The following is a 13,496-nucleotide window of genomic DNA, read 5'->3' as shown; positions in this document are numbered from 1 at the left end:
ACACTATGAATGAAAACCATGAACGTCTGATACAAATCGGCAACGCAATTTTAAACGCCTCCCGCAACGAATTATATTTATCCCTGCGGTTTTTGGATATTGCCTTAAGTGGATTAAATTATCAAATGAACCTCTCCTCTCTTTATGTGGGAACGGACGGCGAAAAGGTGTTGTTTAACCCCCGCTATCTGGCGGAACGGTATCAGTCCGATCCTGTTTTGGTCAACCGCCTTTATCTGCATATGCTTTTGCATTGTATTTTCCGCCATCCCTTTCACACAGGGGAACGAGATGAAGCCCTTTGGGGTGTTGCCTGTGATATTGCCGTGGAATCCATTGTGGACTCCCTGCCCTTAAAGGCTACCCATTTGGTAGTTTCCGACCGTAGAAATGAAATGTATGATGAGCTAAAAAAAGATTTGAAGGTACTTTCCGCCGAGGGCATTTACCGCATGCTTTCTGAGAAAAAATTTACCGACAAAGAGTTCGGGAAGCTACAGCTTGAATTTTGGGTGGACGACCATGTTTTTTGGGAGAAGAAAAAAGAGGACGAGCAAAATAACGACAATCAAAATGATGATACTTCCGAAAACCAAGACCAAACAGAACAGGAACAGGAAAAACAAAAGCAGTTAGAAGAAAAATGGCAGCAAATCGGAGAAAAAATGGAAACCAATTTGGAAACCTTCTCCAAGGAAATGGGCGAAAATGCCGGGGATTTATTACAGCTTTTGAAAATAGAAAACCGTGAAAAATATGATTACCGCCGGTTTCTTCAGAAATTTATGACCTTGAAAGAGGACTTGCGGGTGGATGACGATGCCTATGACTATATTTTTTATACCTACGGCCTATCCCTTTATGGAAATCTCCCTTTGATTGAGTCCTTGGAATATAAGGAAGTGAAAAAAATCGAGGAACTGGTCATTGCCATTGATACCTCGGAATCCTGCGAGGGAGAAACGGTTCGCCGCTTTTTGGCGGAAACCTATACAATTCTTGGAACCAGTGAATCCTTTTTTCATAAAATTAATATTCACCTCATCCAGTGCGATGCAAAATTACAGCAGGATACCATCATTACCTCCAAAGAAGAACTGGAGCAATATATGGAAAGCTTTCGTCTGATGGGCAGTGGCGGCACGGATTTTCGTCCTGTATTTGAATATGTAGACAAGCTGATTTTGGAGAAAGCCTTTCATAACCTAAAGGGGCTGATTTATTTTACCGACGGCTACGGCACCTTTCCCCGCCGCAGACCCAGCTACGATACGGCTTTTATCTTTTTCCACGAGGAATATTTAGACCTGAATGTACCCCCTTGGGCAATGAAGGTTGTGCTTGGGCCGGAAGACCTTTCCATTTATGATAAGGAGAAGTGAGTATGAATATTAAGCAGGCAAAGGAAGAAATCCAAAGAGCCATACAGGCTTATTTATTGAAAAATGAATTTGGGGAATACGTTATCCCCCGGGTACGTCAGCGTCCCGTACTACTCATGGGCCCTCCGGGCATCGGCAAAACCGCCATTATGGAGCAAGTGGCTAGGGAATGCGGCGTTGCTCTTGTGTCTTACAGTATTACCCACCATACCCGCCAAAGCGCCATCGGTCTGCCCTTTATCAGCCATAAGGAATACGGTGGCAAGGAATATGCCGTAACAGAGTATACCATGAGCGAAATCATTGCTTCTGTTTATAACAAAATGGAAGAAACAGGCCTTTCGGAGGGCATTCTTTTCATTGATGAAATCAACTGCGCCTCGGAAACCCTTGCCCCTGCTATGCTGCAATTTTTACAGGCAAAGACCTTCGGCGCCCATAGTGTGCCCCAGGGATGGCTCATTGTGGCGGCAGGAAATCCTCCCGAATTCAACAAAAGTGTGCGCGAATTTGACGTGGTCACCCTTGACCGTGTGAAAAAAATCGACGTAGAGCCGGACTTTCAGGTTTGGAAGGAATATGCCTATAAGCAATCCATTCACGGGGCAATTCTCTCCTATTTAGAAATCAAGAAAAATTATTTTTATGCCATGGAAACGACAGTGGACGGAAAGCGTTTTGTCACCCCAAGAGGTTGGGAGGATCTTTCCACCATTTTAAAGGTATATGAAACCATGGGCATTGAGGTGGATGCAGGGATGCTTGTGCAATATTTACAGCACCCAAAAATGGCCAGAGATTTCGCCAATTATTTGGATTTATATAACAAATACAAAACGGATTATCATTTGGAGGATATTTTAAAGGGAGCCTTTACGGGGCAGGCAGTTTCCAAGCTTTCCTCCGCAGCCTTTGATGAAAAGCTCAGTGTCCTTGGGTTGCTGCTTAGCCGTCTTTCCGACGATTTCAAGCTGGCTTATGAAGGGGATTTATTTACCACCGAATTACACCAAGCCCTTTTGGAGCTAAAGGAACGCTTCCAAAGCCCTTATTGTGAGGAAACCCCTTGGGATCAGCTGATGGAAGGCTTATTGGAAGAAAAAGAAAACACCTTCATTCAAGAGCAAAAGGCAGCCCTTTTAGATCAAAACATCAAAAAAAGCCGTCGCATGACCATAGAACGGCTGATTGCCATGGAAAAGGAAATAAAAGGCCTTGGGCTTCGGGAAAAGGATGCGGTTTTCGAGGAAATCAAAGCTTCCTTTGCCAAGGATGTAGCCCTTCGGGAAATGCTTATTGAAACAGGGGAAAGAGAATTGGAAAATACCTTTCTGTTTTTAGAGGAAGCCTTTGGCGCAGGACAGGAAATGGTTATTTTTATTACAGAATTGACCACCAATTTTTACAGTGTAAAATTTATCAGCGAAAACGGCAGTGAAAAATATTATCAGTATAACAAGGAATTACTGTTTGATGAAAAACAGAAAAGCATTCTAAAGGATATTGAATCTGCAAAGGCAGAGGGAACGTTGCTGTTTTAAGGTTTCATTCATGGAAGGCAACCCTAACAAAAAGCTTTCGCCTGTTGATAAAATCAAAACCTTGAGGGCTTGCCCTCAAACACCCACAAGGGTTTGGGTCATCACTTTTGCTTCGCAAAAGCCGGCTTCGCCGTCCGCCCTATCTTGGGCAGTGAGTGGTCATCACTTTTGCTATGCAAAGCTGTCCTTTGGACAGATGGCACTTCTTTGCCATTGCACCTTGACCCATTGCAAACCGCATGTATATGCGGTTTGCACAAAAGTTTTTGGTCTTGCTTTTTTCAAAAAAGCAAGGGGGTTTGGGCAACGCCCAAGGTTTTTGCCAACAAAACTGAGGACGTCCTCCTTACAAAAAGGTGACGTCCTCAGTTTTTCTTTTATAAAAGTAATCCCTATCTTCAATACCTTAGTGCATTTGAATCGGCTTTTCTTACTTGCGGCTTTTTTCTTCTCTATAGATTTCATATGCTTCCTCAATGGTTGCCTTTTTATGCACAATTGCGCCGATGGCCTTTGCCATACCAATGGGGCAATCGCTCTGGAAAATGTTTCTGCCCATATCAAGGCCTCTTGCCCCACCATCCATCGCTCTAAAAGCCATGGTTAAAGCCTCTTTCTCTTCAATTTTTTTCCCGCCAGCCACCACAATGGGCACAGGGCAAGCTGCTGTAATTTCTTCAAAATCATCGCAATAATAGGTTTTAACAATCTGTGCGCCCATTTCCGCAACAATACGCGTTGCCAGCTTGAAGAAGGTTGGTGTTCTTTCCATGGTCTTACCCACTGCCACGACACCCAGTGTGGGAATGCCATAACGGTTTCCTGCATCAATGGTTTTGCATAGGTTTTCGATGCTTTCTTTTTCTCCCGCCGCTCCAATAAAGGTTTGCACTGCCATGCAAGAAGCATTCATACGAATGGCATCCTCAATATTTACAGCAATGACTTCATGGGACAAGTCATCATCAATCATGGATGAGCCAGCACTGCAACGCAAAGCAATACCTTTTTTGAAATCTGGGGGAATACAGCTTCTCAAAGCACCCCGCGTTGCCATCAAAACATCAACATAAGGAATCAGCGGCGGCATGGATAAATCCATTCTCTCCAAGCCTGCCGTTGAGCCCATAAAATATCCATGGTCAAAAGCAAGCATGACTGTGTTGCCACTTTCCTTCTGAAAAATTGTTGACAAACGTGTTTTCATACCCCAATCAACATCGTCCATTCCTTTTACATGAAAGCCGCCTTTTCTGCCGAATTCCACATTCGTCTGATAATCCTTTGCAATTCTGTTTCCATCTTTATCTGCCATAAAAAAACTCCTTCTCCTAAAAATTTTTTCCACTTTTTTGTATGAACATAAGTAAGTTCTTTTTGTTTTATCATGCTGTCACAAAAATGTCAAATACTTATGTCAACTCTATAAAATATAATAATGTAGCTGTGGCTTTTACACCACAGCTAATTTATTCACTTGTGATTGTTACTTTATTTAGAAATTGTAATCGTCAATGTTATCCTTTGTAAATACAGTTCTCTCCGGCAGTAATACTACGCCTGAGTCGTCAGCTGTGTATGCGTTAGGATCCAAAACGGTGTTGGGCATTACTTCAACCTGACCAATGCCAGGAATATCAATCTTATCGCCAACCTTGAAGGTGTTGCCTGCCGCCAGCCAGTAACCAAGGTAAGCACCCATAGCGCCTTGTACCTTACAATCCCAAAGACCAAATACAGGTACTGTGCCGTTCTTGCAGAAATCTCTCATTCCGTTTGGCGTACAGAAGCCTGTTACGATAACCTTGCCAACCATGCCAAGGTTTTCAACTGCCTGAGCCTGCCCGGGAAGTGCTGTGGAATCGTTGCAGATGATTGCATCAATGTCAGTATGTGTCTTTAAAATAGATTCGCCTACGGATACAGCCTTTTCTGCATCCTGATCGCTGTAATAATTGTCGGGAGCTACGTTTACCCAGTTAGGATATTTTTCTTTTATGTACGCTTCTCCGGCAACCTGCCAAGAATTCTGGTCAGTTACTGTTGCAGAAGAATAATGCCAGCAATATTTAATGCTGTCTTTTTTGTCATCAGGTAATTGCTGAACAACCATTTCAACCAACATTTGGCCAAGCTGCTCGGGTGTGCCCTGGGCTACATGGAGGGAACGCATGTCGTTTTGAACGTCCGAATCCCAGCAAACAATCTTAACTCCTGCATCCCTTGCAGCCTTGAGTGCATTGTTCAAGCCATCGGGAGTAACGGAGGAGATTGCAACTGCATTGAAGCCCTGCTGTACTGCAGAGTTGATTACCTGAACCTGGTTTGCAACGGAAGCCTCGGGATTTCCTGTATAAACACATTCAAAACCGACTTGCTTTGCCATATCCTGCGCACCAACATTTGCAGATTCAAAGAATGAGTTTCCTGTTAATTTGGGGATGAATGCTACCGAAATATCAGAAGCATCGGCTACTGCAGCGCCTTCGCTTGATACAGGTGCACTTTCATCGGCTTTTTTCGCTGCACCTCCACAGCCAGCCATAGAAACAGCCATTGCAAGAGAAAGCAGTACTACTAAAAACTTACGCATAAAACCTCTCCTTTCAATTTTTCTCATCTAATTATTTTATTAAATACTATCTGGCGATAATACTAATAACAATTTGATCGCTTACCCATTAAGCAGCCAGGGTGTGGATAAAGTGAAAACCTTGAGGGCTTTGCCCTCAAACACCTACAAGGGTTTCGTTTCAGCACTTTGCTCTGCAAAGCTGTCCTTTGGACAGATGGCACTTCTTTGCCATTGCAGCCTTGGCCCCTTTGAAAACCCCATAAATATACGGTTTCAATAAAAATTTTTGCGCTTGCTTTTTACAAAAACAAGCTGGTTTTGGCTGGAACAGCCAAGAAAACGCTACCATCACACAGTGATGGTTTTGCAAAGCAAAATTCCTGACCCAACGCCCAAGGTTATTCCGCTGTCTAACTGTTTAAACTGATTTTTGTTTTCTTACCAAAAAAGACGGGCGTTTCATGTACAAACTGGCTCCTCTTGCCGCAACTGCTACAATCAACAGCAGTCCAACGGGGATATCAAGATACTGCGTGCTCACACCGGACATTTGAAGTCCAAATCTTAGCAGTCCAATAACAATAGCCGCAAGTCCCGTTCCTATAATACTGCCTTTTCCGCCGGTAATTGCAGTTCCGCCAAGCACCACCGCGGTAACAATGGGCATGGTCAATCCATTTCCAAGGTCTGCCCTGCAAGAACCCAAATAGCTGGTTAATACAACGCCTGCAACGGAGGCAGCCATGCCGGAGAATATATAAGCAAACATGGAAACCAATCTGTAATTGATACCCGAAAAACCGGCCGCATTGGGATTGACACCCACAAGAAAAACATATCTGCCATAACGGCTCTTGTGAAGTAATATATAAGCAATCACAACCAAAATTAAAAATATGATAAACGGATTGGGTATTACGCCAAATACCTTTCCCCCTGCGATATGCAAAAATTCCTCAGGAAAGCCACCGATTCCTTCATAAGCACTGGACACGGACAAAGTAGATAAAACCACTGCCAAACCGGAGTAAAGGAACATTCCCCCTAACGTCACAACCATGGCCTGCACACCTATATAGGAAACCAAGAAGCCATTTAATGCGCCGCAGATGGCCCCAGTGAAAATGCTGATTACAACCGCCACCCAAATATTCATTCCCACATCCTGCCAAAGAAGCCCCAGCACCATGGAGGTCAACCCAACAATTGCACCTCCTGAGATATCAATCCCTCCGGTAATCATGACGATGGTTCCAAATAAAGCAATAATACAAATACTGATGTAGTCGTTGATGCTGCCAAGAAGTACAGGAATCTTGAGAAACCTTGGATTAATAGAACCAAAGATAACAATTTCCAAAAGCAGGATTAAAACCAATGCCATTTCCCATCTGAAAATTAATTTTTTCCAATTAAATGTGCTCGATGTTTTCATTGGAATACACCTCCCACTTCCTCGCAGGTCTTTTCTGCAACGAATAAATCTCTGGCGGCCAAGCGTTCCCTTCTTGCCTTTTCCTTCAAATGCTTCTGAATCAATGCATCAGCCACAACAATGATAATCAGAAGAATTCCGGTAATCGTATTATCCCAGTTGGAGGAAAACTGTAAAAACACCAGTATTCTACTGATGGAGGACATAATGATTGCACCAAACATTGCCCCGATAACCGAGCCAACACCACCCGTCAGGCTGACACCGCCCAAAACACAGGCGGCTATGGCTTTCATTTCATAACCATTGCCTGCCGTTGGCGTTACAAAGCCAATTTTGCTAGCAAAAATAATTCCGGCAAAAGCAGCGAAGATGCCACATAAAATAAAGGCCAAAATTCGTGTTCTGTCCACAGGAATGCCAATCAATGTGGCGCCGCACATATTATCCCCGATGGCGGCAAGATATTTCCCCTTATTTGCTTTCTTTATGTATAGATATACCCCAATTACAATCAGTACTGTAACAAGCAGGAATAAATTTACAAAGCCTGCCAAGGTGATTTGCCCATATCTTTTGAATGCGGCAGGCAGATTTTCAACCCACTTACCTTCTGTATAAACATAAATGGAACCCCTAACTACGCCATTTACACCCAATGTCATAATAATGGCAGGGATACGCAGCTTGGTTACCCCAAGACCGTTAATCAAACCGATTATAGCACCAATGAGTAAAGCCGTAGCGGATGCAGCAAGCAGAGAGCTGCCATCTCGTATCATTGTGGCACAAACCGCAGCCGTTAACCCCAGCGTAGCGCCAATGGAAACATCAATGTCACCTGTTGTGATAACGAAGGAAATTCCGATTGCCAACAGTATGTAAATTACACTTCCGTTTAAGCAAAGCAAAATATTATCCGGCGCTAAAAAGCCAGGATTAACAATCCCCGTTCCCAAAAACAAGACAAACATGAATACAACCGTAAACACCTCTCTTGTCTGAGTTATCCTTTCAATCAGCTTATTCACGCCGTCACCTCCTTCTTATATACACCGAAGGAAGCTGCCATCAGATTGTCCACCGTTATGCTTTCCCCTTTAAAGGTGTGATTGATACGGCCCTGATACATAGTTACCACACGATCTGATAGCTCCACAACTTCCTCTATGTCAGATGAAATCAGTAAAATAGCTACACCCTGGGCTCTTAATTCATTAATAATGCGATAAACATCCCCTCTGGCACCGGCATCAATCCCTCTGGTTGGCTCATCCAAAATTACCACCTTAGGATTCGCTGCAAGGGTTTTTCCCAAAACAACCTTCTGTTGATTCCCCCCGGAGAGAGAGCCAATGGCCTGATCCCTCCCCGTTACTTTGATACGGAAATTATTAATATATTGATCCGTTAATTCGTTTACCTTTTTTCTATCCACAAAAAACTTATTCAAGTTTCCCAACACACCGGAGGTTATATTGGCTTCCACATCGCTTATGGAATAAATTCCGTTCAAATGTCTGTCCTCGGGAACATAATTCAGGCCTTTTTCAATGATACAGCTGCATTTCTTCCCTGTAATATCCTCTCCGCCAAGAAATACCTTTCCGCTCTTTACAATATCCTTGCCAAAAACAGTAACCGCAAACTCCGTTCTTCCCGAGCCCACAACACCTGCCATACCAAGAATCTCACCGGGATACACCTCAAGATTAATATCACTGAAACCGTAGCCACTAAAATTTTTTATATCTAACAACGGCTTTACACCGGAACATTCCACATCCGTACATTCTCTTTCTTTTTTTACGGCACTTTCATAATTGGCAGGCAGCAGACCTTGAATCAGCATTTCCTGATTAAACTCTTCCACAGCGCCTTCCATGGTGATTTGTCCATCCCGAAGGATCACAACTCTTGTGGCAATATCAAACACCTCCGTCAAACGGTGGGTTATGTAGAAAATGCTGATACCATTTTTATGTAAATCAGTTACAATACGAAACAATGATTCAATCTCATGAAACGTCAGGGCTGATGTTGGTTCGTCTAAAATCAAAATCCTTGAATTGCGCAGTAAACCTCGCAAAATTTCCACCAGTTGCTGTTCTGCAATGGATAGGCTTTCCGCCTTACGATCTAATTTCAAATCCCAGCCCAGATTTTCAATAAGCGCCTTCAAGCGCTCATGCAATTGACTTCTTTTTTCTTTGAAGCCCAATACGATGTTTTCTTCCACCGTCATATTTGGAAACAGCATGGGTTCCTGGGGAACCAAATAAATGCCCTGGGCCAGTGCCGCAGAGGGTGAGGATAAACTTACCCTCTTGCCGCTCATGAAAATTTCACCAGCATCCGGCTGATAAATTCCCATAAGAATTTTCATCAAGGTGCTTTTCCCAGCGCCATTGCCTCCGATTAATGCCACAACATCACCCTCGAAAACATGGAGATTGATTTCTCGAAGCACCACATTGGATGCAAACGATTTGCTGATTCTCTTGATGCTGATAGCAGGAATCTTTACCTCATCCTTTTTGTTTGAACCCATAATGAATCCTCCATTTGACAAAATCGCTTCAATTTATACATAAGTTATTGATTCAATCTTTTGTTTTATCATAAGGCTTTTTGTTCAGTTTGTCAACAATTGATGTGCAAAAATATATTTTTTTCTCGTTTCCAGCATCCACTTTTCTTTTCTATATAAAAAAATACCATCAAATCCGACTTTTTCGCTCTGTTTTCATCAATATTTTCGTATTTTAATAAATTCCCGCAAAAAAAGAAAGAGATTGACACGTCTGTTTTTTCGCTATATAATGGAAACAAATTAAAACAAAATATCAACTGCAAAACATTTGTTTATCTTTTGTAAAAATTTTTTTGCCGTCTGTCTTGATTCCCTGGGACATTTGAAGTAGTCTATTAAAGTAAAGAAAAAGCAGAAGCGAAGGGGTATTACAATGAACATGGATTATGAACATTCTTTAATTATAAAAGCAGTCTGGTGTTATTATATCGAAAACATGACACAACAGGCCATTGCAGATCACCTGGGAATTTCCCGCATGCGTGTGATTAAGCTTTTAGAAAAGGGCAGAGAGAAAAAACTGATTCAATTTAAAATCAGAACAGACGCATACCAGCAAACAGAAATCACCATGCAGTTAAAGGAACGCTATGCCTTGCAAGAAATCATTCTGGTTCCTTCCATTTCCAATAATATTAACGAAACCGTAGCCCATGCCGCCGCCATGTATCTGAGCGACCATCTGACTGACGGAGATTTTGTTAATGTAGGCTTCGGCGATACCATGTCCCGTACGCTGCGCAATCTGGAACTGCCCGAGGAAGCCCGAGTGTCCTTTGTTTCCCTTACAGGAGGCGTTAAACATTACAACGTCCCCTCCAACAGCGAGGCTCCCCATGCGGTATTGTATATTGTTCCAACCCCGTTTATTGCTTCAACCCCCCAGATGGCTTGTGCAATGAAAGAAGAGCCTTCTGTGAAGGACGTCTTGAAGCTTTCCAGCCTTGCGGGCTATACCATTGTGGGCATCGGCGGCGTAACAGAAAAGGCTACTGTCGTCAAGGAAGGCAACATGACCGCCAACGATTTGCTTAGACTTCAGGCGGAAAGCGCCGTGGGTGATGTTTTGGGATACTTTGTGGATAAGGACGGCAACGTATTAAATGGTACGATTAACGACCGCCTTGTCAGCACCCCTCCCCATGTTCTGGCTTCCTTCCCTAATGTGATTGCAGTGGCAGGCGGTATTGAAAAGGCAGAAGCAATTGCAGGTGTTTTAAAAACCGGCTGTATCAACATTCTGATTACAGATGAAGAAACCGCTAAGGCCATCTTGGAGATATAGAACCCTCCATCGTTAAATCAAAATATTGCAGTATGATTTTATATGCATTTCAAATATTGAAGTATATTTAAAGGAGGAATCATATGGCTCAATACTTAATGGCAATTGACGCCGGTACCGGAAGTGTAAGGGCAGTCATCTTCGATACGGATGGGAAACAGCTTTGTGTTGCCCAACAGGAATGGGCGCACAAAGAGGATCCTCGCTACCCAGGTTCCATGGATTTTGACTGGACGCACAATTGGGGGCTTGCTGCGCAGTGCGTCCGTGAAGTACTTAGGGAAAGCGGCATCAATCCTACAGAGATTGCGGCAATCGCAACCACAAGCATGCGAGAGGGCATTGTGCTTTATGATGAAGGCGGCAAAGAAATTTGGGCATGTGCCAACGTGGATGCCCGTTCCACAGACGAAGTAATTCAGCTGCAAAAAATTTCTCAGGGATTGGAAAATGAAATCTATCTTCCGTCAGGGCAAACCTTCGCCCTTGGCGCTCTTCCCAGAATACTTTGGGTAAAAAATCATCTCCCAGAAATTTATGAAAAAACCAAGACAGTCACTATGTTTAATGATTGGCTGATTGCAAAGCTTACCGGTTTATTAACCGCCGAGCCCTCCAACGGATGCACAACAGGCATTTTTGATCTTTCCAAAAGAGATTGGCTTCCGGAGATAGCGGAAAAATGCGGCTTAAAATCGGATATTTTTCCTCCCGTTTACGAAAGTGGTACTGTCATTGGGGAAGTTTCTAGGGAATGTGCAGCCAGGACCGGTCTGGCGGAAGGAACTCCCGTAGTCACAGGCGGCGGCGATGCCCAGCTTGGATGCGTAGGGGTTGGCTTAGTCGAGCCAAATCAAGGGGCGATTTTTGGCGGCAGCTTTTGGCAATTTGAATTCAATACGGATGAAGCAAAAACAGACCCCGCTTGCAGAGTACGGGTAAACTGTCATGCAGTGCCCGGCCTTTGGCAATATGAAGCTTTGGCATTCTATCCCGGATTGATTATGCGATGGTATCGGGATGCTTTCTGTCAATGGGAAAAGGCGGAAGCGGAAAAAACAGACGTTGACCCCTATAACCTTATGAACGCGGAAGCCGCCAAAATTCCACCTGGCTGTTATGGCATGCTATGTACTTTTTCCGATGTGATGGACTTCATTCATTGGAAACACGCCGCACCCTCCTTTATCAATTTTTCTATCAATCCTGATAAGTTCAATAAATACACCTTCTATCGGGCTTTGATGGAAAATGCCGCCCTTGTAACCAAAGGAAATGTGGAGCTGGTTTCCGAATTAACAGGCAAACGCCTTGATTCCGTGATTTTTGCCAGCGGTGCATCAAAAAGTCCAATTTGGTGCCAAATTCTCTCCGACGTCCTGGGCATCCCCGTAAAGGTTCCAAAGGTAAAAGAAGCAACGGCATTGGGTGCGGCAATTACCGCAGGTATCGGCGTTGGGATCTATCATAACCTCTCCGACACAGCCAAGGAATTGGTGCGGTGGGATGCAGAGTATCAGCCAAACATGGAAAACCACAAAATATACAGCGAAATTTACATAAACTGGCGAAACATATACAAAGACAGTCTGGAGCTAACGAATCAAAAGCTTACCACCCCTATGTGGGCAGCTCCCGGCTTATAATAGAAAGGAGAACAGCTATGTATATTATAGATGAAAAGAATTTAGAGTATCGCAATGGAGATAACGGCCCCAAATATTTGATGAAAGGCCCTCGCATGAATTTTGCAATTGTTCAGTTCCCTCCTGGCTGTGATTTTAAGGCCCACTATCACAACATCATGGAGGAAAACTTTTATGTTATGGAGGGCGAAATTGATATTTTTGTGGATGAGAAAAAATTCACCCTGACACAAGGTCAATTTATTCATGTGGAGCCTACAGAAAAGCATTATCTAATCAATAATTCCGACAAAACAGCAAAATTGGTAGCAACCCTTGCCCCCTATCAGGAATCCGACAAGGTGGAAACGGACTAATTTCAAAATCCTTTCATTCATTTAAAAGCTGATAATTCAATCAGCGGTATATCTATTTAGTAAATGGGTGAAAACGAGAAGGGGAAATAATGGCCAAAAAAATGTTTATAATAATCGGCATTATTTTAATGGGCTTTATTGCAAAAGATGCATTTCTGTATCAAATACCCAGAAGCTCCTATGCTGATATCATCCAATTAAATTGGTCCATTGATATTTCAAAAAATTATGACGAAATATACTCTATCGATAGCGGCGCAAGCTTTCACGGTGATGGTGAGAGATACCATATCTTTCAATACAAAAACAGTAGTGATCTCCTTTCGTCTCTAAATTTGATGAGCGGTAAAAATACAGACATGGAATCAAACGTAATGGAGATTCTTAATTCCCTCCAAATTCCCGCGGAATATATTCCTGATTTTCAAAGGGACTATCAATACAATGCAACAACAGCAACAGATTCCTCAAGAATATTCTTTATATTTGTTCCAGATACAAAAAAACTTTATATTATTGAACATATTCTATAAGAATTGTTGGATAAAACAGAGCGTGGATTTTCAAGGACATTGAAACGGCAAAGAGGGAAGAATTGTATTTTGTAAACAATACAATTCTTCCCTCTTTTTACGGTTGTCATGTTGTGTTATTCTATAAATTGGTTTATCATTACTTTCAGG

General features: G+C 42.9%; 11 protein-coding genes. 6 read left to right on the top strand and 5 right to left on the bottom strand.

All coding sequences use genetic code 11. The features are described 5' to 3' along the window. Positions 1-5: 5 nt before the first annotated feature. Both CLNEO_RS01870 and CLNEO_RS01865 read left to right on the top strand, forming a co-directional pair. Positions 6-1,382 (top strand): vWA domain-containing protein, encoded by a 1,377-nt coding sequence (locus CLNEO_RS01870; protein WP_066083880.1) that lies wholly within the window; start codon positions 6-8, stop codon positions 1,380-1,382. A gap of 2 nt (positions 1,383-1,384) precedes the next feature. Beyond that, the gene (locus CLNEO_RS01865; protein WP_066083878.1) at positions 1,385-2,923 is read left to right on the top strand and encodes an ATP-binding protein; all 1,539 of its coding nucleotides are present in this window, start codon (positions 1,385-1,387) and stop codon (positions 2,921-2,923) included. 430 nt (positions 2,924-3,353) lie between these two features. Here the strand turns inward: CLNEO_RS01865 and lsrF are convergent, their stop codons facing one another. From lsrF to CLNEO_RS01830, 5 genes are all read right to left on the bottom strand, one after another. After that, positions 3,354-4,238: a 3-hydroxy-5-phosphonooxypentane-2,4-dione thiolase gene (lsrF, locus tag CLNEO_RS01855; RefSeq protein ID WP_066083875.1), complete on the bottom strand. Its 885-nt coding sequence runs from the start codon at positions 4,236-4,238 to the stop codon at positions 3,354-3,356. A 180-nt stretch (positions 4,239-4,418) separates the two neighbouring features. Beyond that, entirely contained in the window at positions 4,419-5,516 is a 1,098-nt protein-coding gene (locus CLNEO_RS01850; protein WP_066083873.1) for a substrate-binding domain-containing protein, read from the bottom strand. Between the two features lie 400 nt (positions 5,517-5,916). Next, the gene (locus CLNEO_RS01840; protein WP_066083870.1) at positions 5,917-6,933 is read right to left on the bottom strand and encodes an ABC transporter permease; all 1,017 of its coding nucleotides are present in this window, start codon (positions 6,931-6,933) and stop codon (positions 5,917-5,919) included. Next, positions 6,930-7,964, bottom strand: coding sequence for an ABC transporter permease (locus tag CLNEO_RS01835; protein ID WP_066083869.1), 1,035 nt, complete (start codon positions 7,962-7,964; stop codon positions 6,930-6,932). The genes CLNEO_RS01840 and CLNEO_RS01835 overlap by 4 nt, the downstream gene beginning before the upstream one ends. Beyond that, positions 7,961-9,484: a sugar ABC transporter ATP-binding protein gene (locus tag CLNEO_RS01830; RefSeq protein WP_066083867.1), complete on the bottom strand. Its 1,524-nt coding sequence runs from the start codon at positions 9,482-9,484 to the stop codon at positions 7,961-7,963. The genes CLNEO_RS01835 and CLNEO_RS01830 overlap by 4 nt, the downstream gene beginning before the upstream one ends. Positions 9,485-9,899: 415 nt before the next feature. On the opposite strand from CLNEO_RS01830, the gene CLNEO_RS01825 reads away from it, so the two are divergent. The 4 genes from CLNEO_RS01825 to CLNEO_RS01810 all read left to right on the top strand — a co-directional run bounded on the left by CLNEO_RS01825 (position 9,900) and on the right by CLNEO_RS01810 (position 13,346). Beyond that, the gene (locus CLNEO_RS01825; RefSeq protein ID WP_066083866.1) at positions 9,900-10,811 is read left to right on the top strand and encodes a sugar-binding transcriptional regulator; all 912 of its coding nucleotides are present in this window, start codon (positions 9,900-9,902) and stop codon (positions 10,809-10,811) included. A gap of 83 nt (positions 10,812-10,894) precedes the next feature. Next, a complete protein-coding gene (gene lsrK / locus CLNEO_RS01820; protein WP_066083864.1) occupies positions 10,895-12,457 on the top strand; it encodes an autoinducer-2 kinase in 1,563 nt (520 codons plus the stop codon). A gap of 17 nt (positions 12,458-12,474) precedes the next feature. Further along, entirely contained in the window at positions 12,475-12,813 is a 339-nt protein-coding gene (locus CLNEO_RS01815; RefSeq protein ID WP_066083863.1) for a cupin domain-containing protein, read from the top strand. 89 nt (positions 12,814-12,902) lie between these two features. Beyond that, positions 12,903-13,346, top strand: coding sequence for a hypothetical protein (locus CLNEO_RS01810; protein ID WP_066083861.1), 444 nt, complete (start codon positions 12,903-12,905; stop codon positions 13,344-13,346). Positions 13,347-13,496: the final 150 nt, after the last annotated feature.

The organism is Anaerotignum neopropionicum, assembly GCF_001571775.1.
Lineage (GTDB): Bacteria > Bacillota > Clostridia > Lachnospirales > Anaerotignaceae > Chakrabartyella > Chakrabartyella neopropionicum.
The sequence above is the reverse complement of the archived record's forward strand: the minus strand, read 5'-3'. Positions and strand labels throughout refer to the sequence as shown.

Coding starts and splice junctions, on each gene's coding strand:
- lsrF (WP_066083875.1), bottom strand. CDS start 4,238: ATGGCAGATAAAGATGGAAACAGAATTGCAAAGGATTATCAGACGAAT.
- CLNEO_RS01840 (WP_066083870.1), bottom strand. CDS start 6,933: ATGAAAACATCGAGCACATTTAATTGGAAAAAATTAATTTTCAGATGG.
- CLNEO_RS01815 (WP_066083863.1), top strand. CDS start 12,475: ATGTATATTATAGATGAAAAGAATTTAGAGTATCGCAATGGAGATAAC.
- CLNEO_RS01865 (WP_066083878.1), top strand. CDS start 1,385: ATGAATATTAAGCAGGCAAAGGAAGAAATCCAAAGAGCCATACAGGCT.
- CLNEO_RS01870 (WP_066083880.1), top strand. CDS start 6: ATGAATGAAAACCATGAACGTCTGATACAAATCGGCAACGCAATTTTA.
- CLNEO_RS01825 (WP_066083866.1), top strand. CDS start 9,900: ATGAACATGGATTATGAACATTCTTTAATTATAAAAGCAGTCTGGTGT.
- CLNEO_RS01830 (WP_066083867.1), bottom strand. CDS start 9,484: ATGGGTTCAAACAAAAAGGATGAGGTAAAGATTCCTGCTATCAGCATC.
- CLNEO_RS01850 (WP_066083873.1), bottom strand. CDS start 5,516: ATGCGTAAGTTTTTAGTAGTACTGCTTTCTCTTGCAATGGCTGTTTCT.
- lsrK (WP_066083864.1), top strand. CDS start 10,895: ATGGCTCAATACTTAATGGCAATTGACGCCGGTACCGGAAGTGTAAGG.
- CLNEO_RS01810 (WP_066083861.1), top strand. CDS start 12,903: ATGGCCAAAAAAATGTTTATAATAATCGGCATTATTTTAATGGGCTTT.